We start from the raw sequence: 23,133 nt of genomic DNA on the forward strand, positions 1-23,133 counted from the left end.
CGGGACCGACCGAACCCGGCCCCCGCAACTGGCATCGGCGTCATCCAAGTTCCCCGCCGAGTTCACGCTGCAACCGCCTCCCTGATAATTTCAGAACGCTGGTATCCGGGTGGCGGCATCATCAAGTCGCCGCCATACTCAAGCTAGTGACGGTTAGTCAGGAGAAGGGTAGAGGCGTGGGCGAAGCTCGTTCGGGCGCCGGCACCAGTGCACCCACGGTTCTCCGTATGATCCTCGGCCGGCGGCTGCAGGAGATGCGGCAGGGCGCGGGCGCGTCACTGGAGGACGCGGCCAGGGCCCTGCGTGTGAAGCCGCTGACCATTCGCCGCCTGGAGAAGGCGGAGGTCGGGCTGAAGCCCCTCTACGTCGAGAAGCTGCTGCAGACCTACGGGGCCGGTCAGCATGAGATCGACGAGTTCGTCGCCCTCGCCGAGCGGGCCAACGAGCCCGGCTGGTGGCACGCGTACCGCGATGTGCTGCCGAGCTGGTTCACCGCGTACGTGAGCCTGGAGACCGGCGCCAAGATCCTTCACACCTATGAGCCGCACTACGTCACGGGGCTTCTGCAGACCTACCAGTACGCGCGTGCCGTCCTTCGCGGGGGCTTCCCCGACGAGAGCGAGGAGGACCTGGAGCGGCGAGTGGATCTGCGGCTGCGCCGCCAGAGTCTGCTGGTGAAACCCGACGCGCCCACGCTGCGGGTGGTGATGGAGGAGGCCGTACTGCACCGGGCGGTGGGCGGGCCCGAGGTCATGCGGGACCAGATCGACCGGCTTCTGCAGGTCTCGGAGCTGGAGCACGTCAGCGTCGGCATCGTGCCGTTCTCCGCGGGCGCCCACGTCGGGGCGTGCGCGCCGTTCACGTGTTTCCGGTTCGAGGAGCCGGAGCTGCCCGACATCGTCTACAGCGAGATTCTCTCCGCCTCCATGTACCTGGACCAGCGCTCAGACGTCTCGGCCCATCTGGAGGCCCACGACCGGATGTCGCTGCTGACCTCGTCCGCGGACAGCAGGACGCTGCTGAACCGCATGCGCAAGGAGTATTCATGACCACCAGCGACAGCCGTGTCTACAACGGGATGCCCGCGTCGGACCTCGGTGAGCAGGGCTGGGAGTCTCCGTGGAGTGGTCCCAACGGGGGCCAGTGCGTGGAGACCAAACAGCTCGCCGACGGTCGCGTGGCTCTTCGGCAGTCGACCGATCCCACCGGGCCCGCCCTGATCTACACGGCGCAAGAGATCACGGCGTTCCTCAGCGGCGTCAAGAACGGTCTCGCCGACCACCTGATGTCGGACTGAAAGCGGCCAGGCGCGAGGCGGGGCCGACCGGCCGCGAACCGCCTGGCACAACCGAGCAATTGTGAACCCCAGCAATCGTGTTGCTGGGCCAGTGAACAGTCTTACGAGGAGATGTGACGTGCGGGAGACCTTGATCCCCACCGATCTGCAGAGCTATCGAGCGTACGTGGCTCATGTGTCGCGCTGTACGAAGTGCCTTCCGAAACGCTGCCCCGTCGGCGCGGCGCTCTGCCGGGACTATCTGACGGAGGTCAACAGGCCCACGTGCAACGGCCACCGATGAGGGGCCGCGAGCTGACCGTGGCGATCGTCCGCGCATGCCTGCGCGACGGCAGGGGCGGCAGCCCCACCGCGGTGATGGACGAAGCACCGTTGAGCGACGACGAACGCCGCCGCGTGCCGGTGCAGATGGGAACGTCGCACGCCGTCTTCGTCTCCGTGGATGACAGCCGACCCAGCGGTCCGTCGGTTTCCCTGCGCTTCTTCACTGCCGAGGGGGAGCTGCCCGCGTGCGGCCACGGGACGATCGCCGCTCTTGCGTTTCTCGCCGCTCGCGCCGGGGGCGAGGAGTACCGGGCCACCCTCCATGCATCGGGACGTGTCTTCGCCGGCTGGTCCGTGCGGGAGAAGACGTATGTCAGGGCCGCCTTCGAGCCCGGTCCCGTCGACCTGCGCGAGCCCACCGCGACTGAACGCGACCTCGTCCTGCCCGCGCTCGGCGTCGCCTCGGACCCGCCCGCTCCCGGAATCTGCGTCGCCGCGGTGGGGCGGTCGCGGTTGCTGGTCCCCGTTCCCACGCCTGCCGGTCTCGCCGCCCTCGTCCCGGACCTCGACCGGCTCCGTGCCGCCTGCGACCGCCTTGGGTTCCTGGGCTGCTACGTCTACTCCGTGCCGACGCGCACCGGCCGCGTCGCGGCTCGTATGTTCGCCCCGTCGATCGGCGTCCCGGAGGACATCGCCAACGCCAACAGCACCGCCTGTCTCGCGGCTCACCTGGCCGGCCAGGGCATCACCGACATCGCCGTCGACATGGGCGACTCCCTCGGCAGTCCTGCCACGATCACCGCCACCACACGGCACAGCCAGTCGGGGCCGCTGATCCACCTGGGCGGCATCGCGGAGGTCGCGCGCGTGGTCCACCTGGACGTCGGGCAGTTGATGCCGTCGGCGCCGGATCGCGGCCCGGTCAGTCCGATCTGAGGTTCTCCATCGTCGACGCGCCGCTCACATCCGGTTGCCGGGAGACACAGGCGACTGACGGGCGATCACGCGCTTGACGCCGATCAGGACCTGGTAGCGCTCTCGTGCGGCGAACTCGGGCGTTTCCCAGACCGACGGGCGTCCCACCTCTGCACATAGGTGCAGGACCTGTCCCTCGCCCGCCCAGACCCCGACATGCGCTCCGTAGGCATTGTCCGTGGCGTTGAACAGCAGCAGGTCCAGCGGCTGCGCCTCCGAGACGCGGATCGTGGCCTGCGTATCGCTCCACAGGTCGCTCGAGCGCAGATCCGGCGGAGCCAGGCCGAAGTGCCGGAGCACCTCGTAGGCGAACAGCTGGCAATTCGCGCCCGCCGCCAGGTCAGGCCGACGCGCCACGGCCGACGAGCCCGGAAAGCGGTGGCCCACGTAGGGAACACTCCAGAGCGAGGCCGGGAGTTGGTCGAGCACTGGCCCTCCAAGGAATTCGAGCACTGGACCTCAGACGGACCAGCACGGCAGGCACCGGCAGCTCAGTCGCCGTCGGTCATGCAGTGCTTCAGCAGGTCGGCGATGACCGGGTCGACCACTCGGTAGCGGACCACACGCCCCTCCTTCTCGCCCGCCACGATCCCGGCGGCGCGCAGGAGGCGCAGGGCCTGCGACACGGCGGGGTCGTTCATTCCGGTCGCGATCGCGAGGTCGGAGACGGCGAGCGGGCCCGTTTGGTGCAGGGCCAGCAGGAGAGCGAGGCGCCCGGGGTCGGCGAGCAGGGAGAAGCGCTCGGCCCAAGCGCGTACGCGTCCGGGCTCACCGATGGCGGCAATGGCGTCGCAGACCCGGTGGCCGTCGATGGTGCGGCGGTCGGCGCGCTCCGCGGGAACGAGATGCATAAGGCCATTGTTCCAGGAAGCCGAATGTGACCTTTCATACCTGCGTAGCTGTGCAGCTTTGCAGGAGCGGCTGTCCGCCTCTACGGTTGGGGGGCCGTGGTGTTCGGGAAGACCGGTGAAAGCCCTGTGGAGTTGACGGGGCTCAGGCCGGAGCGGCCCTCGCCACTGTGATCGGGGAGTTTCCGTCCCAGTTGAGCACGGTCACTGTTCGCCAAACCAGGCGGATGGGAAGGCCGGGACGGACACGACGACCCGTAAGCCAGGAGACCGGCCACGGCATCTCACGAAGTGATCCACGAGGTGCTGGAGCGTGACCGAATGACCCTGCCCATCGGGCCCACCGCTTTCCAATGGCGGCGCGAGGACACCGTCCGTACCGCCGGACTCCTGGCGGTGATCGCCGCCCTCCACGTCGTCGCATTCGGCGTGCTGTTCCTGCTCGTCGTGCCGGAGCGCTACGAGGTCGGCTCCAAAGTGTTCGGCATCGGGCTGGGGGTGACCGCGTACACGCTGGGCATGCGGCACGCCTTCGACGCCGATCACATCGCCGCGATCGACAACACCACCCGCAAGCTGATGGCCGACGGCAAACGGCCCGTGTCGGTGGGCTTCTGGTTCGCGCTCGGCCACTCGAGCGTGGTCGTCGTCATGGCCGCCCTCGTCGCCGGCGGCGCACAGCTCGCCGGCACCCTGATGAACGACGACTCCCGCACCCACCAGGCCCTCGGCATCCTCGGCACGACCGTCTCCGGGACCTTCCTCTACCTCATCGCCGCGCTCAACCTCGTGGCACTCCTCGGCATCCTGCGGGTCTTCCGGGCGATGCGCTCCGGTGCCTACGACGAGGCCGAGCTCGAACAGCACCTGGACTCACGGGGATTCATGAACCGGATCCTGGGCCGCTTCACCAAGTCCATCACGCGGCCCGGGCAGATGTTCCCGCTGGGCTTCCTCTTCGGCCTGGGCTTCGACACCGCCACCGAGGTCACCCTGATGGTGATGGCGGGCAGCGGCGCCGCGGCTGGACTGCCCTGGTACGCGATCCTCTGCCTGCCGCTGCTGTTCGCCGCCGGAATGAGCCTGTTTGACACCCTCGACGGTACCTTCATGAACTTCGCCTACCAGTGGGCCTTCTCCCACCCCGTACGCAAGGTGTTCTACAACCTCACCATCACCGGCCTGTCCATCGCCGTCGCGTTCTTCATCGGCACGATCGAACTGGTCGGCGTGCTGCACGAGAAGCTCGACCTGAGCGACGCCGTGACCGGCTGGATCGCCGGACTCGACCTGGACAACGTCGGGTTCATCATCGTCGGACTGTTCGTCGTCGTGTGGGCCGCTGCGCTCGCGTACTGGCGGCTGGCCAAGGTGGAGCAGAGGTGGGCGATCGGCTCTGCCGAGAGCAGCTGACCTCGACGCGGCGAACCGCTCACCCGCTGAAACCATGAGTTCCCGGTAGGGCGGCGCACCGGACGCGTGCGCCGCCCTGTCAGCCGTCAGGCGGCCGTTGTGTACGTGCGCTTCCCGCGCCGGTACGCGATCTCACCGAGCACGATGTCCACGGCGAGGAAAACGGCCAGCGGGATGCCGAGCAGTGGAACGAAGTAGCCCAGCGTCGCGATCGCCGCAATGAGCGGGACGAGTACATACGGCGGAACGTCCTGCCAGGCGCCGCGCGGCAGCGGACGGCCGAAGGCGGAGCCGCGGCCGCGCTGCCACCACATCCGGTACCCGTACACGATCAGCAGGATCAGGCAGCAGGCGAGGGCGGCCAGCGCAAGCTGGTTGACGATGCCGAACAGCACGCCCGTGTGGGCGTCGATGCCCCATCGGGTCAACTTGGCGAGCAGCGGGTAGTCGTCGAACCGCAGCACGTCGGTGACCTTGCCGGTCGCCGGATCGACCGCGACCGAGTCCTGCTTCTCGGGCCAGCTGCGCTGGATCTGCTTCACGACGTACGCGGTCGAGGCGTCGGCGGGCGGAATGATCTCCACCGGATTCGACAAGCCCTCGGCGCGGGCGGCTTTGAGGACGGCGTCGAGGCCGACGTCCGTGCCGGTCGCGCCCTGGGTGCCGTCCACCGTTCCGCCCGCCGTTCCGCCGCCGTGCTCGGCGTGCTCGCCCCCGGCAGCGACGCCCGCGCTCACCGTGGGCGTCGTGTGACCGAGCGAGGTCCGCAGGTCGTCGATGTTCGCTCCGGCGTAGGTCGACCAGGTCAGTCCCGTGGCCGACAGGAAGAACAGCCCCGCCGCGACCCACACGCCCACCGAGCCGTGAACGGAGAGCGTGCGCCGGCGGCCCGTCGTACCGCGCACCTTGCGCTGGGCCCGGCGCCGTCCGAACCACAGCACCAGGCCGCCGCCCGCGATCACCCACAGCCAGCTGGCGGCGAACTCGCTGTAGAGGCGGCCAGGCTCGCCCAGGTGCAAATCGCGGTGAAGGTCATCGATCCACGTGCGCAGCGGCAGCGCACCGGTTGACCCGTACTGCTCCAGCGCGCCGCGGACCTCGCCCGTGTACGGGTTCACGAAGACGGCGAGCGTGTGGTCGGCTTCGATGCCCTTCACACCGGAGAGCAGCACGCGCGTCGTCGCGCCGTCCTCCGGTGAAGGCCTGACCGCGCTGATGGTGCCCTCGGGGTGGGCCTTGCGGGCCGCGGCCACCTGCTGCGAGATCGGCAGCTCGTTCTTGCCGACGGGGACGCGCAGTTCGTGAGAGTAAACGATCTTCTCGGCCTGGAAGGAGCAGGCGTACAGGAATCCCGTCGCGGCGGCGACGAGCAGGAAGGGCGCGACGAGCACACCCGCGTAGAAGTGCAGGCGCAGCACCAGCGGGCGCAGCGACGCCCAGGCGGACCGGTCGGCCGATGGCTGTGGCTCCGGGGCCTCCTGGCTGTCTGCCGGGGTGTCTCCAGAGCCATCTCCCGACGTGCGGGATGCCGATGTGACGGACATGGGCTGATCTCCTGAATCCGAAGGCGGTCGTCCGGGGGTGCGAAACGCACGGCACACGAGGGTGCGGCGATCCGCGATCCGGCGAATGGGGAAGCGGCCGTGCAGCTCCTGAGTGGGCGCACGGCCGGGGCCCGAGGTGCGGCAGAGAGCCGCTGCCTCGGGATGCCGGCTGTCGTCAGGCGACAGCGGTCCCCGGAGGTGGCCCCCGAGAGGTGATCGCGTGGATTAGGAGGAGTTGCCGCGGCGACCGGTCCGTGCGGCGGCGGCGTACGCGGAGGCGCGGGCGGTGCGGCGGGACGGGCAGGGCGGACAAGAGCCGCAGCGGCGCGGCCAGCCAACCGGCCACGGCCCGCAGGATGCGGAACGCGGCGCGCTCCCCGTAGGCGAGCCACAGGCCGCACAGCAGCGCGGACAGCAGGTGAGCGGCGAGCATGCCGAACGACGACGAGCCGCCCATCGCGTACGACGCGGGATCCATGTGACTCATGCTCATCTGGCCCATGTCCATGGAGTCCATGTGCATCGACCCCATGTGCATGGAGCCCATATCCGTGGTCATGGAGCCCATGTCTCGCCCCATGGAACTCACATCCATGGACGCCATGCCCCCGGAGGCCGAGCCGCTCGCCGATCCCGCAGCCGCCGACTGCGCGAGCGAGAACGCCGAGTGCAGGGCCGCCTGGGCGGCGACCACGATGGACACGATCAGCGGAAGCCCGCGCTCACGTCCCGCAAGGCACCAGCCCACGGCGCCGGTCACGGTCACGCCGGCGGTCATGGCCCAGGCGGGCACGGGGTTTCCGGACATCATGACGTGGCCCAGGGCGGCGAGCAGCACACAGACGGCCGCGAACACCGCGGCCCGAACCGTGCGAGCAAACCACCCAGCAGTCATGGCGCCTCATCCTCGCATCCGGACATCGGTCGTCCTGCATGGGTACGCACAGCGCCCCTGCACCGCACTCAAACCCGAAGCACGTGATCCAGAACACAGCAGCACACGGGAACCTACCCAAGCCCCGGGTGCGTGCACACCCGAGCCGACAGGCGGGCCAAGAGCCCCGCCGACGGAAGGTGCCGCCGACGGGGCCGAGTCCTCTACGACCTCTACTGAGAGCGAGACCCTCCTCTACTGAGACCGAGCCCCCGCGGAACGACCGCGGACGATCGCGAAGGCCGCCGCCGCCAGGCCCAGGACACCCACGACCAGACCGGCGATGCCGAGGCCGCGGGCGGTCGAGTCACGGGTGTCCGAGGCGGACGGCTCGGAGCTCCCGGAACTCTTCGAGCTCGCCGGCGAAGTGGTCGCGGCGCTGCCTTCCTCGGTGCCCCTGGCGGTGAGCTTCAGGACCGGAGCCGGGTTCTCCGGCTCGTCGCCGCCCTGTTCGGCCTGCTCGATCCAGCGGACGACCTTTCCGTCGGAGTAGGTCTGGAGGGTCTTGAAGGTTAGCTGGTCGGCGTCGTCGGGCAGCTGGCCGAAGGCGACGTTGAAGTCCTCGTACTGGCCCGGTGCGATCTTGCCGCCGGTCCAGGTGATCTCGGATACGGCGTCGGTGATGGTGCCGTCGTCCGTTTTGAGCGGTGTCTTCAGCTTCGTGGTGGTGACCTTGGCGGTCCAGCCGTCCTGCGGGGAGACGAGGACGCCGAGTACCGGGTGGTCGGTGGGCAGGAACACCTGGACCTTCGTGGTGCCGGCGGTGTCCTCCTCGTTGAGGACGCGGAAGGTCAGGACGCCGTCGGTGGCCCCCTTGGCGTAGCTCTCGGGGTGGACGGAGACGTGCGCGAAGGCGGCGCCTGCGGCGGTGAGGAGCCCTGCGGTGGTCAGAGCGGCGACGGTGCCTGCCCGGCGCAGGGTGATGCGTGTCGGGGACATGAGTGGCTGGTTCTCCGTACTGGGTAAGGGAGGTCGGGGCGTTGGACCGGTTAGGTCAGATCGCGTACGGAATCCCCGTCGGCGGTCCACGACGGTGCACCGCGTACCGCAGCCGCAACTGCCGCAGAGGGCGCGGCTCACCGGCGGCCAGCCGTACGACGCCCCGCGCGACCCTAACGCCCGGCGCCCCTTGCACCACGTGCCACCAGGCAGCGAGCCCCGGCACGAACGCGACCGCCCACCGCAGCAGCGACCACAGCGCGGCCTCACCGCGCCGCAGCCACCAGGTCATGAGGAGGGCCGCCCCGACATGGGCCGCGGTGGCATGCGGTGTCAGCGCATGCGGATGGGCCATCCGCATACCGTGCATGCCCATCACCGCGTGCGGCCGGACGGCGTCGAACGCCAGGTGCAGCCCGCCCTGGGTGGCGAGCGTCCCGCCTCCGATGCTCGGCAGCGACCGCTCCCGGCCGCCCAGCAGACAACCCGCCGCGAAGACTGGCACGAACCCGACGATCTGCACCCATACCGGCGGCAGCGCGCCCATGGCCAGCGCATGGCCCCCGGCAGCGAGCAGCACGCTCAGCACGGCGAACACCGCCGCGCGCAGGCTCCGTACCGCCGGGGACGCACTCACGGGCCCGATACTGCCACGCAGCACGACGGCCCCCTGCCCGCACCTGCGCATGAGGGCTCGGTGTCGAGAAGCAGGACGTTCTCCGCTGCCACGCGCTGCCGGGGCCTCCACCAGTGGCGTGGTGGAGGCCCCGGCCCGGGAGCGTTACGACCGTCGTCTCAGCCCAGCCTGTCCTTGGCCTTGTAGTAGGCGCCGCCGAACGGCAGGAACCAGGCGGTGCCGTTGTAGAAGGGGACGGGGACCTTGGGGAAGCCGAGGCCGCGCAGGGGGTTGGCCTCCGGGTGGCCGTCCATCATCTCGGCGATCGCCCGGCCCATGTATGTGGCCATCTGGACGCCGTGGCCGCAGTAGCCCATGGAGTAGTACAGGCCGTTCGCCTCGCCCGCGTGCGGGATGCGGTCCCAGGAGAAGCCGACGCTGCCGCCCCACACGTAGTCGATCCGGACGTCGGCCAGCTGCGGGAAGATCTCCGCCATCTCCCGCTTCAGTACGTCTCCGCTCTTGAGGTCGGAGGCGGGGTTGGAGGGGGCGAAGCGGGCCCGGCCGCCGAAGGCTAGGCGGTGGTCCGGGGTGAGGCGGATGTAGTGGCCGATGTTCTTGGAGTCGACCACCAGGCGGGCGTTGGGTATCAACTGCCGTGCCTGTTCCTCTCCGAGCGGCTCGGTGACGACGATGAAGCTGCCGACGTTGATCAGCCGTTTGCGGAACCAGGGCATCGCCTTGTCGGTGTAGGCGTCGGTGGCGGCCATGACCTGCTTGGCGCGGATGGTGCCGTGCAGGGTCTCGACCAGGAATTCGCCGCCGGGCAGGCGGGTGAGGCCGGTGGCCGCGTTGCGTTCGTGGATCTGTGCGCCGGCGCGTTCGGCGGCCTCGGCGAGGCCGTGGAGGTACTTGCCGACGTGCAGGCCTGCGCTGAGCGGGTCGAGCAGGGCGCCGTGGTAGTAGTCCGAGCCGAGTTCCGTTCTCAGCTCGCTGCGGGAGAGCAGCTTGGTCTCGTGGTCGTAGTTCTCGGCGAGGTCGCGCTGGGTGGCCCGCATGGCCTCGAAGTGCTGGGGCTTGTAGGCGACTCCGAGGCGTCCTGAGCGGTTGAAGTCGCAGTCGATCTGCTCCTTCTGCGTCAGCTCTTCGACGACGTCGACTGCCTCGCGGAAGGCGTCGTAGAGCTCACGGGCGCGCTGCGGGCCGTAGCGCTTGCGGGCCTCGGCGACGCCGATGGTGATGCCCTGGGTGCACATGCTGCCGTTGCGGCCGGAGGCGCCCGAGCCGATCTTGTCCTTCTCGACGAGGACGACGTGGGCGCCCTTGCGGGCGGTGTGGTAGGCGGTGGACAGGCCGGTGAGGCCGCCGCCGATGACCACGATGTCCGCCGACTCGGGCAGTTCCCGGCCCGAACGGTCGGGCAGGGGCGGGGCGGTGTCGAGCCAGTACGGAATCTGCTTCATGACGCGGGCTCCTGTTCAGCAGCCGAGGAGGGCGGGCAGGCCGGAGAGGTCGGGGAGCTCGTCGTACGGCTGGTAGGCGGTGCTGCCGCGGCGGCCGTAGCGGTTGATCCACACGCGGCGCTTCAGGCTGAGGTCGCGGGTGGGGATGAGGTCGTACTCCCAGCCTTGGGCGGTGTGGATGACCTGCGAGGGGTCGACGCCGATGGTCTTGTACGCGTGCTCGAAGGTCTGGCGGTCCGGCTTGTACGCCCTGGCTTGCTGGGCGGTGATGACGTAGTCGAACTCGACGCCGATGTTGGCGACGTTCTGCGCGATGAGGTCGTCGTCGGTGTTGGAGATGATGGCGATCTCGTAGCGGGACTTCAGGGCGCGCAGGGCGTCCGGGACCTCGGGGAAGGGGCCGAAGGTGGGGACGGCCTCGACGAGGGCGTCGCCGTCGGACGTGCGGTACTCCAGGCCGTGCAGGCGCATGGCCTTCTCGAGGCTGGAGTGCAGGACTTCGTGGTAGGGGCGGTAGGGCTCGAGGACGGCCTGGAAGCGCATGACGCGGAAGTCGTCGAGGAACTCGTCGACGTCCAGGCCGTCCAGGTCGAGACGGTCGGCGAGAACCTTCAGGGTGGTCGGGCCGAGCTGGAAGTCGACCAGGGTGCCGTAGGCGTCGAAGGTGACGATTTCTCGCATGGGGTTCAGCCTCGTTTCAAGGGGGTTCGGAAGGTACGTCAGACGACTTGCTCGCCGGGGCACACGATCTCGTCGAGTGCGGCTAGGTCGGCCGCGTCCGGTGTCCAGTCGGCCGCCGCCGCGTTGGCGGTGACCTGTTCGGGGGTCATGGCGCCGCAGATGACCGAGCCGACGGCGGGCAGGGCGGCGAGTCCGCCCACGGCCACCTGGAGCAGGGTGAGTCCGCGCTCGGTGCCGTATGCGGTGAGTGCCTCGACGCGGTCGAGGGCGGCGTCGGTGAGCCAGCCCTGTCGCCAGGACAGGCGGCTGCCGGGTGGAGGCGGCTCGCCTCGTCGGTACTTGCCGCTGAGCAGGCCGTTGGCGAGCGGGTAGTAGGGCAGGAGGCCGACGCCGTGGCGCAGGCAGGTGGGGATCAGGTCGTTCTCCGCGCTGCGGTCGAGGAGGTGGTAGCGGGTCTGGGTGCTGACGAAGGCGTCGGTGAGGTGTTCGGCAGGGAGGTTGGAGCAGCCGATGTGCCGGATCTTGCCCTCGTCGACGAGTTCGCCGAGGGCGGCGACGGTCTCGTGGAGGGGGGTGACGCCGTCGGGCTCGTGGTACTGGTACAGGTCGATCCGGTCGGTGCCGAGTCTGTGCAGGGAGGCTTCGACGGCGTACCGGATGTAGGGGCGGGAGCCGCGTGGGCCGTGGCGGTCGGCCTCGCCGTCGGGGGACATCTCCATGCCGAACTTGGTGGCGAGGACGATTTGGTCGCGGTGTCCCTTGAGGGCGGCGCCGAGGAGCCGTTCGCCGTCGCCGCGCGAGCCGCCCCTGTCGCCGAACCCGCCGTACATGTCGGCGGTGTCGAACAGGGTGATCCCCGCGTCGAGTGCGGCGTGTACGACGGCCTTCGTGCCGTCCTCGTCGAGGCGGGAGCCGAAGTTGTTGCCGCCGACGCCGACGACGGAGACGGTCGGCCCGCGTTCACCGAGTGTCCGGTATCTCATCAGCGGACTCCTGTCGTTCCCGTCATGACCGGTCCCCGAATCCGATGCAGACGTTCTTGGTCTGCGTGTAGCTCGCCAGCGTCTCCAGGCCCTTCTCCCTGCCCCAGCCGCTGTGCTTGTAGCCGCCGAAGGGGAGTTCGACGCCGGTGCCGACGCCGGTGGCGTTGACGTAGACCTGGCCGGCCCTGATGCCTTCGGCCATGCGCATCGCCTTGTCGATGTCGCGGGTCCAGACGTACGAGGAAAGGCCGTAGGGGCTGTCGTTGGCGATCTTCAGGGCCTCGTCCGCGTCCTCGAAGTCGATGACGGTGACGACGGGGCCGAAGATCTCCTCGCGGGCGCAACGGGCCTGGTTCGTCAGGCCGGTGAGGACGGTCGGCTCGATGTAGTAGCCGTCGGCGAGCGAGGGGTCGGCGGGGGCGCCGCCGCCGGTGCGCGCCACGGCGCCCTCCTGCCGGGCCAGGCCCAAGTAGCCCTGTACTCGGTCGCGTTGGCGGGCGGCGATCAGCGGGCCGACGTCCGGGTCGTCAAGGCCGGGGCCCAGCCGCAGCGAGGCGGCGTGCGCGACCAGCTTGTCGAGGAACTCTTCGGCGCCGCGTTGGAGCAGGATCCGGGTGCCGGCCGAGCAGGTCTGTCCGGCGTTGCCGAAGGCGGACCCCGCGACGGCGCCCAGTGCCAGGTCGAAGTCCGCGTCGGCGAAGACCACGACCGGCGACTTGCCACCCAACTCGACTACCGAGGGCACCACGTTGGCGGCGGCCGCCTGGGCGACCTTGATGCCGGTGGGCACTGAGCCGGTGAAGGTGACCTGGTCGATGCCCGGGTGCCCGGCGAGGGCGGCACCCGTCTCCCCGTCACCCGGGACGACGTTCAGGACCCCCGCCGGAAGGCCGCACTCGAGCGCGATCCTGCCGATCTCGAGGGGGGTGAGCGGCGCCTCCGGGGAGGGCTTGAGCACCACCGTGCAGCCCGCAGCCAGTGCGGGCGCGGAGCCCCTCGCGGTGTTCTGCAGCGGGTAGTTGAACGGGATGATCTGGCCGGAGACGCCGATCGGTTCGCGGACGGTGTAGTCGATGAGACCGGGCCCGAGCGGGATCGTGGAACCGCCGAGCTTGTCGGCGACGCCTGCGTAGAACTCGAAGTAGCGGGCCGCGGCTTCGACATCGGCCTTCGCCTGGTGGAGAGGCTTGCCGACGTCCTGGCTCTCCAGCCGGGCCAGCCGCTCCCCCTGGTAGCGGATCGCCTCGGCGATCCGGTGGAGCAGCCGGCCCCGGTCGGCTGCGCGCATCCGGGCCCACTCGGGCGCTGTGAACGCCGCTCTGGCCGCGGCCACCGCCTGGTCCACGTCCGCTGCACCGGCCAGGGCCACCTGGGCGATGGCGCTCCCGTTCGACGGGTCGAGGACGGTGAAGGTGCGGCCGTCGGCGGCGGGCACCTGCTTTCCGTCGATCAACAGCTCGGTCGACTGCGGTTCGCCTGTCATGGCCGGATCTCCCCCTGCACCTCGCCGAAGATGACGACTTCGTCGCCCGGATGCACGGTACGGATCCGCCGCACCCAGAGCACGATGCCGTCCTGCGGGGCGCGGACCTCCTCCAGCGTGTTGCCGTAGTGGTCGACGATGTGGGCGATCAGGTCGCCTTCCTTGCAGGTCTCCCCCGGCTCGGCGTGCCCGACGAAGAAGCCGCCGGCCGCGGAGCGGGCGAAGGTTCCGGAGACGGCCGTATAGGTGTCGCGCAGCTCCGCCTCGCCGTCGGTCATGCCGAGCTGCCGCATGATGTTGCGGACGGAGTTGATGTGCAGCTCGACGTTCGACTCCCGGTAGGTGCCGCCGCCCGTCTCGATGGTGATGGCGGGCTTGCCCGCCGCGAGGGTGGGGTGGCGGACCGTGCCGCCCCACTTGCCGCCCTTCCAGATCAGCTGGTGTCCGGCGGCGAGGGCCAGGTCCGTGGCCAGTTCCTCATAGCCGCCCTGGAGGATGGCGAGCGGGGCGATCTCGCCGAAGGTGCCTCCGGTGTGCAGGTCCACCAATGCGTCGATGGCGGGGACGACCTGCTCGACGAAGGTGGCGGCCAGGCGCAGGGAGTACGAGCCGTCCGCGTCGCCGGGGAAGATGCGGTTGAGGTTGAGGTGGTCCAGGCCGCTGCTGCGGGCCGCGGCTTCGAAGGCCGGGGTGTTCATGCAGGGGATGCCGACCAGCGTGCCGCGCAGCGTGGCCGGGTCGGTCTCGGCGAGGACGCGGCGGATGGCCTCCTGCCCGTCGTACTCGTCGCCGTGCACGCCCGCGTCCACGCACAGCACCGGGCCGGGCTCGGTTCCGTTGACGACGATCAGCGGTATGCCGAGCTCCACGCCGTAGGTGCTGGTGCCGACCGGGATCAGGCCCTGGGCGCGCTCGCCGGGGGCGACGGTCAGCGGACCGATGGAGTACATGCGATGGTTCCTTTCGACTGCGTGGCTCATAGGTGGGCGGACGCCTCGTCGAGGGTGTCCGCGATGATGTCGGCGATACGGTCGAGGAGTTGCCGGTCGCTGATCAGCGGAGGCGCGATCTGGACCAGCGGCGCGGCGCGGTTGTAGACGCGCGCGAGGAGCCCGGCCTCGCGCAGCCGGCGCGGGATCAGGTCGGCGACGAGCGCGGCGCGGGCGGTGTCGCTGAACCCGCCGTCGTCCTGGTCGCCGACGAGTTCGCAGGCGTAGAAGAACCCGGCGCCGCGGACGTCGCCGACGATCGGCAGCCCGGCGAGGGACGCCATGCGCGCGGCGAGGTGGTCCTGGAGGTCGCGGACGTTGTCCAGGATCCGGTCGCGTTCCATGATCTGCAGGCCCCGCAGGGCGATGGCGGCGCACAGCGGGTGCCCGGCGAAGGTGTAGCCGTGGTTGAGGACCGCGCCGGGCCGGTTGATGACCTCGGTGACCCGGTTGCTGACGAGCGTTGCGCCCATGGGGGCGTATCCGGCGGTGATGCCCTTGGCGACGGTGACGATGTCTGGCCGGGCGCCGTAGCGGTCGCCGCCGAACCACTCGCCGAGGCGGCCGAATGCGGTGATGACCTCGTCGGCGAGGAGCAGGAAGCCGTACCGGTCGGCCAGTGCCCGCAGCCCCGGCCAGTACCCCTCGGGCGGGGTGATGCAGCCGCCGCGGTTCTGCACCGGTTCGGCGATGAGCATGGCGATGGTCTCCGGGCCCTCGGCCAGGATCGCGGTCTCCAGCTCGGCCAGCAGACGATCGGTGAAGACGGCGTCGTCCAGGAACTCGGGTGCGAGACCGCAGCGGTTGGTGTTGGACACGAACCGGGTGTCGATCGCCGGCGGGCCGTACGGCTCCTTCAGCCCGGGATCGTCGGTGAACGACAGGGCGCCCACGGTCAGCCCGTGGTAGGCGCCGCGCCGGGCGATCGCCTTGGTGCGGCCTCCTTCGCCGCGTAGGGCGTGGTACCGGCGGGCGATCTTCCAGGCGGTCTCCACGGCTTCGGCGCCGCCGCCGGAGAAGAAGGTGTGCTCGATGTCGACGGGGGCGATACGCGACAGCCGTTCGGCGAGTTCGATGGCCGTCGGGTGCGCGGAGGCGGACCACAGCGGGCTGAAGCACAGCTCGCGCAGCTGCTTTTCGGCGGCCTCGGCGAACTCCGGGGCGTAGGAGTAGCCGAGTTGGCAGCAGTACAGGCCGGAGAGGCCGTCGATGTAGCGTCTGCCGTCCGCGTCGTCGACGTACGGGCCGTCGCCGCGCTGGACGACGAAGAGGTTCTCGCCGTCCGCGCCGAGCGAGCCGTTGGGGGTCATGTTCAGGAGAAGGTGTCTGGCCGCCGAGGCGGACAGTTCGCCGGCAGGGGTGCGGGTGCTGGTGGTCATCAGGTCTCACTTCCGGCGGGCAGGCCCACTGCGGGCTCGGTCGGCAGCAGGCCGTCCTGCTTGCCGGAGCCGCTGAGTCGGCGCACCGCGCCGACGAGTGCGAGGGCCACGACGGCGACGGCGATGAGCAGCGCGCTGACGGCGGTCACCGACGGGTCGACGTCGTACTGGAGGACGTTGAACACCTGGACCGGCAGGGTCACGGTGTCCACGGAGGACAGGAACTGGGAGATGAAGAACTCGTCGAAGCTGGTGATGAAGGAGAAGACCGCCGCGGCGACCATCCCGGGTGCGGCCAGCGGGAACGTGATGCGCCGGGCGATGGTGAGGCGGCCCGCGCCCATGCTGGCTGCCGCGTCCTCGAGGCGTTCGTCGATGCCTTTCAGCGTGGCCATGAGGATCATCACGGCGATGGGTGAGGCCAGCACGGTGTGGCCGAGGGCGATGGCGATCGGGCTGCCGAGCATCGCGGCGGGCTCGAAGAGCAGGAACAGTCCGAGGGCGATGACGACTTGGGGGATCACCAGCGGGGCGAGCACGAGCCCGTAGACCGCTGAGCGCAGCGGCAGTTCGCTGCGGACAAGTGCGGTCGCGGCGGTCATGCCCAGGATGAGGGAGAAGACCGTGGTCAGCGCGGCGACCAGGGCGCTCAGCGAGAGCGCGGCCGGCCACTTGCTGCCGTCGGCGAAGAGCTGCTTGTACCAGCCGAGCGTCCAGGAGTCCGGCGGGAAGGAGCCGAAGGCGTCGTTGCCGAAGGAGGTGACGACGATGACGACGATCGGCAGGGCCAGGAACAGCAGGATCAGCGTGGAGAACACGGCCAGGCTGATGCGTCCGGCCAGGGTGGGGCGGAGTCCGATCACGCCGCACCTCGCTTCCTGGCGGCCTCGCCCGCCGACTTCAGCAACCTCAGGAGCAGCAGCCCGGCGAAGGTGAGCAGCAGCAGGATGATGCCGAGCGCAGATGCGCCGTTCCACTGGTTCTGCTTCATGACCTGCTCGTCGATGAGCGAGGCGACCATGGTCTGCTTCGGGCCGCCCATGAGGGCGGGGGTGAGGTAGTAGCCGAGGCAGAGGATGAAGCAGAGCACTCCTGCATTGACCAGGCCGGGAGCGACCAGCGGCAGATAGACCCTGCGGAAGATCACGAGTCGTCCCGCGCCCATGCTGGCCGCGGCGGCCATCAGCCGCCGGTCGACGCCGCGCATCACGGCGTACAGGAGGAGGACGGTGTACGGGAGCATCACGGAGGTGGTGCCGATGACGACGCCGATCTCGTTGTAGAGCAGCTGGAACGGGGCCCCGGGGACGTGAAGGTCCGTCAGTGCGTTGTTCACCACGCCGTGTTCACCGAGCAGGATGATCCAGCCGTAGGTGCGCACGAGCGCGCTGATGAAGTGCGGGACGACGACGACCAGCATCACGAGCCCGGCCCACAGGGGCTTCAGCCGGGACACCGCGGCGGCCAGCAGAAAGCCGATGACCAGGCTGAGCAGCGAGGTTTCGGCGGAGATCCGCAGGGTGGTGAGCAGGATCTCGAGGTTGGCCCCGCGGAACGCGTCGGCGTACCAGTGCAGCGTCCAGCCACCCGCCTGGCCCTTGAGGCTGAGGAGCAGGGTGCTGAAGATCGGGTAGACGAAGAGGACCAGCAGATAGACGACGACCGGCGCGGCGTTGAGCAGCCCGAAGCGGGTGCGGCGCTCGGAGAATGCGCGGCGCAGTCGGCCCTTCTGCGGCACAGGTGAGGGTGCGACGGTGGGCGCCGGCGTCGATGCGAGTACGGATCCGGCCATGGCTCACCCGCCCTGTTCCGCGTCGGGGAAGACACTGACGTCGTCCGGATCGGAGGTCAGGCCGACGCGCTCGCCGGTGGCCGGGGCGCGTCCGGCCGGGAGCTCCAGCCGTACGGGTTCGGTGTCCGCGCCGCCGGTCGGCCGGACGGTGACGCGTACGAGCGTGCCGACGTAGGTGACCGTCTCCACGGTCCCGGTACAGAACCCGTCGCCGGCCGGACACAGCCCGAGCCGGCCGGGCTGGACCGCGGCCCGTACCCGCGCGGCCTCCGGGACCGCCTGCGGGCGGGCCTTCAGCAGACCGCCCGTGTCGAGCCGTACGAGTGTGTGGTCCCCCGTCTGCTCCTCGATGCGGCCGGGGAGGAAGTTTGCGGCGCCCAGGAAGTCGGCGACGAAGGGGGTGCGCGGGCGCTCGAACAGCTCCCTCGGGGTGTCGAACTGGTCGATCCGCCCGTCGCGCATGACCGCGATCCGGTCGGAGAGGACGAGGGCCTCCTCCTGATCGTGCGTGACGTAGATGACGGTCAGGCCGAGTTCGCGCTGGATGCGCTTGATCTCGGTCTGGAGCTGGTCACGCAGCTTCTTGTCGAGGGCGCCGAGCGGCTCGTCCATAAGGATCACGGGCGGCCGGTAGACGAGGGCCCGGCACAGCGCGACGCGCTGCTGCTGTCCGCCGGACAGCTCGCGCGGACGGCGCTGGGCCATGGTGGACAGCCCGGCCATCTCCAGGGTCTCGCTGACACGGCGGCGCAGCTCGGCCTTCGGCACACCGCGCAGTTGCAGCGGGAAGGCGACGTTGTCCCACACCGTCATGTGCGGGAAGAGCAGGTACTGCTGGAAGACGAAGCCCAGGCCGCGTTTCTGCGGAGCCAGGCGGGTCACGTCACGGCCGCCCACGACGATGCTGCCGGAGTCGGGCTCGCAGAACCCGGCGATCATCATCAGCGTGGTGGTCTTGCCGGAGCCGGAGGACCCCAGGAAGGTCACGAACTCGCCTGCCGCGATCTCCATGGAGACCTCGTCGACGGCGGTGACTCCGCCGTACGTCTTGCGCAGTCCGGTTACGGACAGGGGTTTTCCGGTGCCGGTGTCCGGTGGCGAGGACACCACCGGGGGCTGTGACATCACGTCGAGCTCAGGCATGCATCCACTCCTGCCAGCGCTTGGCCACGGCGTCCTGGTTCTCGTGCCACCACTCGACGTCCAGGTCGAAGCCGGACTTCAGGTGCTCCGGGGAGCTGCCCAGGTTCGCGGCGGTGGACGAGGAGAGCTTCTTGTAGGCGGCGGGCACCGACGGGGCCATCGGGTAGAGCTCGGCGTAGTGGGCCTGCACCTCGGGCCGCAGCGCGAAATCGATGAGCTGGTAGGCGGCGTCGAGGTTCGCGGCGCCCTTGGCGATGCCGAGGGCGTTGCTCTGCCGGCGGGCGCCGTTCCACTGGTAGGCGAGCGGCGAGCCCTGCTTGATCAGGTCGTCGAGGCGGCCGTGCCAGACGCTGGAGGCGACGACCTCCTTGCGGCCGAGGAGCACGCCGGGCAGGGCGCCGGTGTCCCAGAACTTCTTGACAGATCCCTTGATGTTGTCCAGGGACTTGAAGGCGCGGTCCACGTCGAGGGGGTACAGCTTGTCCATCGGTACGCCGTCGGCGAGGAGGGCGAACTCCAGCTCGGGCAGGTCCGCGTCCAGGTCCTGGAGGGCGCGGTCGCCGGGGAACGCCTTGGTGTCCCAGAAGTCGGCCCAGGAGGCAGGTTTCTTCCGGCCCCAGACATCGGTGCGGTACGCCATGACGCTGGCCCAGTAGTTCTTGCCGATCGCGTTGGAGGTGACCAGGGACTTGGCGATGCCGGCGTTCTTGAAGTTCTTCAGCCGGTCGTAGTCCAGGTCCTCGGTCGCGTCCGCCTTCTTGAAGCGCAGGAAGTCGGCCATCGAGTCGTCGATGACGTCGAACTGCGGTCGGCCCTGCTGGATCTGGGCGAGCATCTGCGCGTACTGGATGTTCACCACCTCGATCCGGATGCCGGTCTCCTTGGTGAACGGGTCGTAGATGGCCTTCTGGTTGGCCTCGCCGTAGGTGCCGCCGCTGTCGCGGACGACGAGCGTCTTGGAGCTCTTGCCGCCGCTGTCGACGGACCGGCTGGTGCCGGTGCCGCACGCGGTGAGCGAGGTGGCGGCGATGCCTGCCGCGACTCCGCCGACTCCGCGCAGAAACACTCTGCGGTCTATCCGGACATTGCTCACCGGGGCCTCCTGGGGGTGCGGTGCGTGTTGAGGGGAGAGTGGGGGTGCGTGCTGGTGGGGTCTCGTTCTGGTCGTGCGGGCGGTTCGCGGGGGGGCTACAGGGGGTATCAGTCGCCGGAGTCCCGGGGTGCGGGGGCGGCGATGGCAGCCAGCTCGGCGCCGGGGGCGACCGTGAGTCCGTGCATCCCGTAGAAGATCCGCCCGGAGACCGGGGCGTGGACCTTGTGCTCCGCGCCGTCGGCCGGGTCGATGATGTGGCCGACGACCTGGCCCTCCGTCACGTCGTCTCCGGCGGTGAACTCCGGGTACCACAGGCCCGTGGCCTCGGCGGCGACGGCTCCGGCCCACACCCATGCGCGTACGGCGGCGGGCTCGTCCGACGTGCCGTTCGAGTCGAGGACACCGAGTCGGCGCAGCAGCCTGTGGAGTCCGTCGACGAGGTGGCGGGCCGCGGCCGCGTCGCGCTCGCCCAGCTGGCCGGACTCGACCAGGACGGCCGGGATGCCACGACGGGCGGCGGCCGCGTGGCTGTTGCCGCCGTCGGCGTTCAGGCCGAGGACGACGTCCTCGATGCCGAGGCAGCGCGCCATGGCCGCGGCTTTCGCATCGAGGTCCGCGTCGCCGGTGAGGCGGTAGCCGACGAAGTTGATCAGCGTCTCGTCGATGCCGCCGGAGTGTAGATCGGCGTAGGCGTCGGCGCCGTCGACCAGGTGGGCGAAGAGCCAGGCGGCCAGCCGCTCGGTGGGGCCGCCGTCGGGGTCGCCGGGGAAGACTCGGTTGATGTTCACGCCGTCGAGCGGGGAGGTGTCGACGCGACCCTGGTACGCGACCGGGGGGTTGGCGACCGGGCAGATGATGACTTGGCCGCTTACCTCGCCGGGCTCCAGCAGGGCCGCGAGCCTGGTGGCGGCGTCCACCCCGATGAACTCACCGCCGTGCACGCCCGCGGTGATCACCACGCGAGGGCCGGGGCGGATGCCGCTCACCAGGGTCAGCGGAATGTCCAGGGTGAGCGTGCCCAGGTCGGCGCGGACGGTGCCACGGGCCTTGGTGCCGGGCTCGGCGCTCAGCCCGGCGACGGTCAGGGCCTGCGGGGTCGTCGTGTTGTTGGTCATCGGTGTCACGCCTCCGCACGGTCGAGGGTGGAGATGAAGTCGATGGGCTGGGCCGAGGTGCCGTCCAGCGCGAGGTCCGCCGCGATGTCGCCCATGGCGGGCGAGAGCTTGAAGCCGTGGCCGGAGAACCCGGCGAGGAGCACCACGTTGTCGTTGCCGGGCAGCGGGCCGACGAGCGGGCGGCTGCTCTCGGTGTAGCCCTCCATGAAGACGGAGAGCCGGATCGGGTCGGGGTGCAGGTCGGGCATGTAGCGCCCGAGCAGTTCGGTGAAGACGTCCAGTTCCTCCGGCTCCACCGTCCGGTCGAGGCGGTTCGGGTCGTTCACGGGGCGGTGCAGGGCGCGGGACAGGCCGAGCTTGACGGACACGCCGTCCGGCGACGGCAGGCCGTAGCAGTGGGTGGGCGCCGTACGGATGAACGCCGGGCGCTCCTCGCCGAACCAGGCGTCGGTGGTGGGCACGTACCAGGCGTTGATCAGCCGGCGGATGTCCACCTCCCACGGCAGGTCCGGCAGCAGGTCGTTCACCCACGGGCCGACGGTGACCACGGCCGCGTCGAATCGCTCGCTCCCGGCGTCGGTGCGGATTTCCACGCCGTCGCCGCTCGGCGCGATCTCGCGGACCGCGGTGTAGCGGTGGATACGGGCGCCGAGCTGCTCGGCGCGGCGGGCGGCGGTCTGGATCGTCAGCTCGGGCCTGATGTAGCCCGCGTGGCGGTCGAGCACGGCCGCGTCGCCGTCCTCGATCCGGAACTGCGGGAAGCGCTTGGCGAGGGACTGGGCGTCCAACACCTCGTGGTCGAGGCCGTGTTCGGCGATGGACTGAAGGACGGTCGCCATCTGTTGGTGCTCGGTAGGCCCCATCAGCAGGCATCCGGTCAGCCGGCGCAACTCGCGGCCCGCCTCCTGCTGCAACTGCTCCCACAGGGCGTCGGCGTGCTTCAGCAGCGGAACGTACCGGGAGTCCTCGAAGTGCGCGCTGCGGAAGATCCGGGTCTCGCCGCCGGCGGCGCTGCGGTCGTGGCCCGGGGCGAAGCGGTCGTACCCGACGACCTCGGCTCCGCGGGCCGCCAGGCGCCAGGCGGCCTGGCTGCCCATCGTTCCGACGCCGACGACGGCGACGCGCTTGCTGCCAGACACGGGGGTTCCTTTCGTCTCCCGGGGCGTGGATGCTGGGGCGCCCGGTCTTGCGGACTTCGGAATTCCGGAGGGGGCGGTGGCCGCGGAGGCCGGGTTCACACCGTCCGGGCTTAGGGGCTTCGGTAGCCTTCTCGAGAAGCTGCCGTGCCACATTGTGGAACGCTGTGCTAGAATCTGGCACGAGAATGGCAGTGCCGTTCGAGGGGAGTCAAGAGGGTGCACACAAGGGATTCGCAGAGTTAACGGGGGAAATCCGATGGAAATGAAGAGCGTCACCAGGTCGCTGCGGATCCTGGAGGCGGTAGCTCAGCACCAACCGGTGACCGTGGGGGAACTCACCAAGCTCTTCGGGCTTCCCAAGTCGACCGTCCAGCGAACTCTGGTCACGCTGAACGAAGCCGGATGGCTGCGAGCGAACCGCAAGGACACCACGCGCTGGGAGATCGGTGCCCGCGTGCTCGCCGTCCGGCCGGCTGCGCTTCAGGGTTCGAGCCTGTTCGCCGCCGCGCGGGAGCCGATGATGCGGCTTCGCGACGCGTTGAACGAGACCATCCATCTCTCGGTGCCGGACGCACTGCAGTGCATGGTGGTGGTGGACCGGGTGGACTGCAATCACGCGGTGCGCACGTTCTACGCCATCGGCGACACCTCACCGCTGCATGCCACCGCCACGGGGCGCGCGATCCTCGCGCACCTGCCGAAGGCCGACGTGGACGAACTCATCAGCCGCGGGCTGGAGAGCTACAGCGACTCCACGCCGGCCGATCCCGACCAGCTGCGGGCCGAGTTGGAGCGTGTGCGGGCCGACGGCTATTCGGTGAACCGCAATCAGTACCGGCCGGACGTGTGCGCGGTCGCCGCGGCCATCCTGGACGAGGACGGCACGCCGCTTGCGGCGGTGGCGGTGTCCATGCCGGATTCGCGGTACGACGCGGAGAAGCTGCCCGAACTGGGGCGACTCGTCGCGGACACGGCCGCGGAGATCGCGGCCAGGCGCTCCGCTTGAAGAGCCGGAAAAGGTAGTTGGGGAACTGCGGGTCGGT

The 23,133-nt window shown here is 69.9% G+C and carries 23 protein-coding genes and 1 riboswitch; of the genes, 5 read left to right on the forward strand and 18 right to left on the reverse strand.

Annotation, left to right across the window (positions count from 1 at the left end):
• Positions 1-176 precede the first annotated feature (176 nt).
• The 3 genes from ABT009_RS28755 (at position 177) to ABT009_RS28765 (ending at position 2,497) form a co-directional block, all read left to right on the forward strand.
• Positions 177-1,049: a Sco1979 family transcriptional regulator gene (locus tag ABT009_RS28755; protein WP_351301019.1), complete on the forward strand. Its 873-nt coding sequence runs from the start codon at positions 177-179 to the stop codon at positions 1,047-1,049.
• Positions 1,046-1,297: a DUF397 domain-containing protein gene (locus ABT009_RS28760; protein WP_351301022.1), complete on the forward strand. Its 252-nt coding sequence runs from the start codon at positions 1,046-1,048 to the stop codon at positions 1,295-1,297. Before ABT009_RS28755 ends, ABT009_RS28760 begins: the two co-directional genes overlap by 4 nt.
• Positions 1,298-1,576: 279 nt before the next feature.
• A complete protein-coding gene (locus ABT009_RS28765) occupies positions 1,577-2,497 on the forward strand; it encodes a PhzF family phenazine biosynthesis protein (protein ID WP_351301025.1) in 921 nt (306 codons plus the stop codon).
• Between the two features lie 24 nt (positions 2,498-2,521).
• Here ABT009_RS28765 and ABT009_RS28770 read toward each other — a convergent pair whose 3' ends face one another.
• Both ABT009_RS28770 and ABT009_RS28775 read right to left on the reverse strand, forming a co-directional pair.
• Positions 2,522-2,965 (reverse strand): NlpC/P60 family protein, encoded by a 444-nt coding sequence (locus ABT009_RS28770; protein ID WP_351301028.1) that lies wholly within the window; start codon positions 2,963-2,965, stop codon positions 2,522-2,524.
• Between the two features lie 62 nt (positions 2,966-3,027).
• Positions 3,028-3,387: an ArsR/SmtB family transcription factor gene (locus ABT009_RS28775; protein ID WP_351301031.1), complete on the reverse strand. Its 360-nt coding sequence runs from the start codon at positions 3,385-3,387 to the stop codon at positions 3,028-3,030.
• Positions 3,388-3,467: 80 nt separating this feature from the next.
• Positions 3,468-3,677, forward strand: a riboswitch (cobalamin riboswitch).
• A 28-nt stretch (positions 3,678-3,705) separates the two neighbouring features.
• Between ABT009_RS28775 and nicT the strand changes: the two genes are divergently transcribed.
• Positions 3,706-4,797 carry a Nickel transporter NicT gene (gene nicT / locus ABT009_RS28780; protein WP_351301034.1) on the forward strand — a complete coding sequence of 364 codons (1,092 nt, stop codon included), beginning with the start codon at positions 3,706-3,708 and terminating at the stop codon, positions 4,795-4,797.
• An 86-nt stretch (positions 4,798-4,883) separates the two neighbouring features.
• Here the strand turns inward: nicT and ABT009_RS28785 are convergent, their stop codons facing one another.
• The 16 genes from ABT009_RS28785 to solA all read right to left on the reverse strand — a co-directional run bounded on the left by ABT009_RS28785 (position 4,884) and on the right by solA (position 22,090).
• Positions 4,884-6,341, reverse strand: a complete 1,458-nt coding sequence (locus ABT009_RS28785) for a PepSY-associated TM helix domain-containing protein (RefSeq protein ID WP_351301037.1) — start codon at positions 6,339-6,341, stop codon at positions 4,884-4,886.
• A 175-nt stretch (positions 6,342-6,516) separates the two neighbouring features.
• A complete protein-coding gene (locus ABT009_RS28790; RefSeq protein ID WP_351301040.1) occupies positions 6,517-7,236 on the reverse strand; it encodes a hypothetical protein in 720 nt (239 codons plus the stop codon).
• A 234-nt stretch (positions 7,237-7,470) separates the two neighbouring features.
• Positions 7,471-8,214 carry a YcnI family protein gene (locus tag ABT009_RS28795; RefSeq protein WP_351301043.1) on the reverse strand — a complete coding sequence of 248 codons (744 nt, stop codon included), beginning with the start codon at positions 8,212-8,214 and terminating at the stop codon, positions 7,471-7,473.
• Between the two features lie 55 nt (positions 8,215-8,269).
• Positions 8,270-8,851 (reverse strand): hypothetical protein, encoded by a 582-nt coding sequence (locus ABT009_RS28800; RefSeq protein WP_351301046.1) that lies wholly within the window; start codon positions 8,849-8,851, stop codon positions 8,270-8,272.
• Between the two features lie 158 nt (positions 8,852-9,009).
• Positions 9,010-10,293 carry an NAD(P)/FAD-dependent oxidoreductase gene (locus ABT009_RS28805; protein WP_351301048.1) on the reverse strand — a complete coding sequence of 428 codons (1,284 nt, stop codon included), beginning with the start codon at positions 10,291-10,293 and terminating at the stop codon, positions 9,010-9,012.
• 15 nt (positions 10,294-10,308) lie between these two features.
• Positions 10,309-10,974, reverse strand: coding sequence for a haloacid dehalogenase type II (locus ABT009_RS28810; protein WP_351301050.1), 666 nt, complete (start codon positions 10,972-10,974; stop codon positions 10,309-10,311).
• Between the two features lie 38 nt (positions 10,975-11,012).
• The gene (locus ABT009_RS28815) at positions 11,013-11,957 is read right to left on the reverse strand and encodes an aldo/keto reductase (protein ID WP_351301053.1); all 945 of its coding nucleotides are present in this window, start codon (positions 11,955-11,957) and stop codon (positions 11,013-11,015) included.
• Between the two features lie 22 nt (positions 11,958-11,979).
• Positions 11,980-13,440, reverse strand: coding sequence for an aldehyde dehydrogenase family protein (locus ABT009_RS28820; RefSeq protein WP_351301056.1), 1,461 nt, complete (start codon positions 13,438-13,440; stop codon positions 11,980-11,982).
• Positions 13,437-14,390, reverse strand: coding sequence for a succinylglutamate desuccinylase/aspartoacylase family protein (locus ABT009_RS28825; RefSeq protein WP_351301059.1), 954 nt, complete (start codon positions 14,388-14,390; stop codon positions 13,437-13,439). The genes ABT009_RS28820 and ABT009_RS28825 overlap by 4 nt, the downstream gene beginning before the upstream one ends.
• A gap of 26 nt (positions 14,391-14,416) precedes the next feature.
• Positions 14,417-15,808: an aminotransferase class III-fold pyridoxal phosphate-dependent enzyme gene (locus ABT009_RS28830; RefSeq protein ID WP_351301061.1), complete on the reverse strand. Its 1,392-nt coding sequence runs from the start codon at positions 15,806-15,808 to the stop codon at positions 14,417-14,419.
• Positions 15,808-16,671 carry an ABC transporter permease gene (locus ABT009_RS28835; protein WP_351301064.1) on the reverse strand — a complete coding sequence of 288 codons (864 nt, stop codon included), beginning with the start codon at positions 16,669-16,671 and terminating at the stop codon, positions 15,808-15,810. Before ABT009_RS28835 ends, ABT009_RS28830 begins: the two co-directional genes overlap by 1 nt.
• A complete protein-coding gene (locus ABT009_RS28840; RefSeq protein WP_351301066.1) occupies positions 16,668-17,600 on the reverse strand; it encodes an ABC transporter permease in 933 nt (310 codons plus the stop codon). Before ABT009_RS28840 ends, ABT009_RS28835 begins: the two co-directional genes overlap by 4 nt.
• Before the next feature lie 3 nt (positions 17,601-17,603).
• Entirely contained in the window at positions 17,604-18,743 is a 1,140-nt protein-coding gene (locus ABT009_RS28845; protein ID WP_351301069.1) for an ABC transporter ATP-binding protein, read from the reverse strand.
• Positions 18,736-19,836 carry an ABC transporter substrate-binding protein gene (locus ABT009_RS28850; protein WP_351301072.1) on the reverse strand — a complete coding sequence of 367 codons (1,101 nt, stop codon included), beginning with the start codon at positions 19,834-19,836 and terminating at the stop codon, positions 18,736-18,738. Before ABT009_RS28850 ends, ABT009_RS28845 begins: the two co-directional genes overlap by 8 nt.
• A gap of 107 nt (positions 19,837-19,943) precedes the next feature.
• On the reverse strand, positions 19,944-20,951 hold the full coding sequence (locus tag ABT009_RS28855; protein WP_351301075.1) for a succinylglutamate desuccinylase/aspartoacylase family protein: 1,008 nt from the start codon (positions 20,949-20,951) through the stop codon (positions 19,944-19,946).
• A 5-nt stretch (positions 20,952-20,956) separates the two neighbouring features.
• Complete coding sequence (solA, locus tag ABT009_RS28860) at positions 20,957-22,090, reverse strand: N-methyl-L-tryptophan oxidase (protein ID WP_351301078.1); 1,134 nt, start codon at positions 22,088-22,090, stop codon at positions 20,957-20,959.
• A 262-nt stretch (positions 22,091-22,352) separates the two neighbouring features.
• Here solA and ABT009_RS28865 point away from each other — a divergent pair, with 262 nt between their 5' ends.
• Positions 22,353-23,096, forward strand: coding sequence for an IclR family transcriptional regulator (locus ABT009_RS28865; protein ID WP_351301245.1), 744 nt, complete (start codon positions 22,353-22,355; stop codon positions 23,094-23,096).
• Positions 23,097-23,133 lie beyond the last annotated feature (37 nt).

It is taken from the genome of Streptomyces sp. NPDC002896 (assembly GCF_040295225.1).
Classification (GTDB): domain Bacteria; phylum Actinomycetota; class Actinomycetes; order Streptomycetales; family Streptomycetaceae; genus Streptomyces.

Coding starts and splice junctions, on each gene's coding strand:
- nicT (WP_351301034.1), top strand. CDS start 3,706: ATGACCCTGCCCATCGGGCCCACCGCTTTCCAATGGCGGCGCGAGGAC.
- ABT009_RS28790 (WP_351301040.1), bottom strand. CDS start 7,236: ATGACTGCTGGGTGGTTTGCTCGCACGGTTCGGGCCGCGGTGTTCGCG.
- ABT009_RS28865 (WP_351301245.1), top strand. CDS start 22,353: ATGAAGAGCGTCACCAGGTCGCTGCGGATCCTGGAGGCGGTAGCTCAG.
- ABT009_RS28765 (WP_351301025.1), top strand. CDS start 1,577: ATGAGGGGCCGCGAGCTGACCGTGGCGATCGTCCGCGCATGCCTGCGC.
- ABT009_RS28820 (WP_351301056.1), bottom strand. CDS start 13,440: ATGACAGGCGAACCGCAGTCGACCGAGCTGTTGATCGACGGAAAGCAG.
- ABT009_RS28775 (WP_351301031.1), bottom strand. CDS start 3,387: ATGCATCTCGTTCCCGCGGAGCGCGCCGACCGCCGCACCATCGACGGC.
- ABT009_RS28760 (WP_351301022.1), top strand. CDS start 1,046: ATGACCACCAGCGACAGCCGTGTCTACAACGGGATGCCCGCGTCGGAC.
- ABT009_RS28845 (WP_351301069.1), bottom strand. CDS start 18,743: ATGCCTGAGCTCGACGTGATGTCACAGCCCCCGGTGGTGTCCTCGCCA.
- ABT009_RS28810 (WP_351301050.1), bottom strand. CDS start 10,974: ATGCGAGAAATCGTCACCTTCGACGCCTACGGCACCCTGGTCGACTTC.
- ABT009_RS28840 (WP_351301066.1), bottom strand. CDS start 17,600: ATGGCCGGATCCGTACTCGCATCGACGCCGGCGCCCACCGTCGCACCC.
- ABT009_RS28855 (WP_351301075.1), bottom strand. CDS start 20,951: ATGACCAACAACACGACGACCCCGCAGGCCCTGACCGTCGCCGGGCTG.
- ABT009_RS28785 (WP_351301037.1), bottom strand. CDS start 6,341: ATGTCCGTCACATCGGCATCCCGCACGTCGGGAGATGGCTCTGGAGAC.
- ABT009_RS28815 (WP_351301053.1), bottom strand. CDS start 11,957: ATGAGATACCGGACACTCGGTGAACGCGGGCCGACCGTCTCCGTCGTC.
- ABT009_RS28805 (WP_351301048.1), bottom strand. CDS start 10,293: ATGAAGCAGATTCCGTACTGGCTCGACACCGCCCCGCCCCTGCCCGAC.
- ABT009_RS28795 (WP_351301043.1), bottom strand. CDS start 8,214: ATGTCCCCGACACGCATCACCCTGCGCCGGGCAGGCACCGTCGCCGCT.
- ABT009_RS28830 (WP_351301061.1), bottom strand. CDS start 15,808: ATGACCACCAGCACCCGCACCCCTGCCGGCGAACTGTCCGCCTCGGCG.
- ABT009_RS28825 (WP_351301059.1), bottom strand. CDS start 14,390: ATGTACTCCATCGGTCCGCTGACCGTCGCCCCCGGCGAGCGCGCCCAG.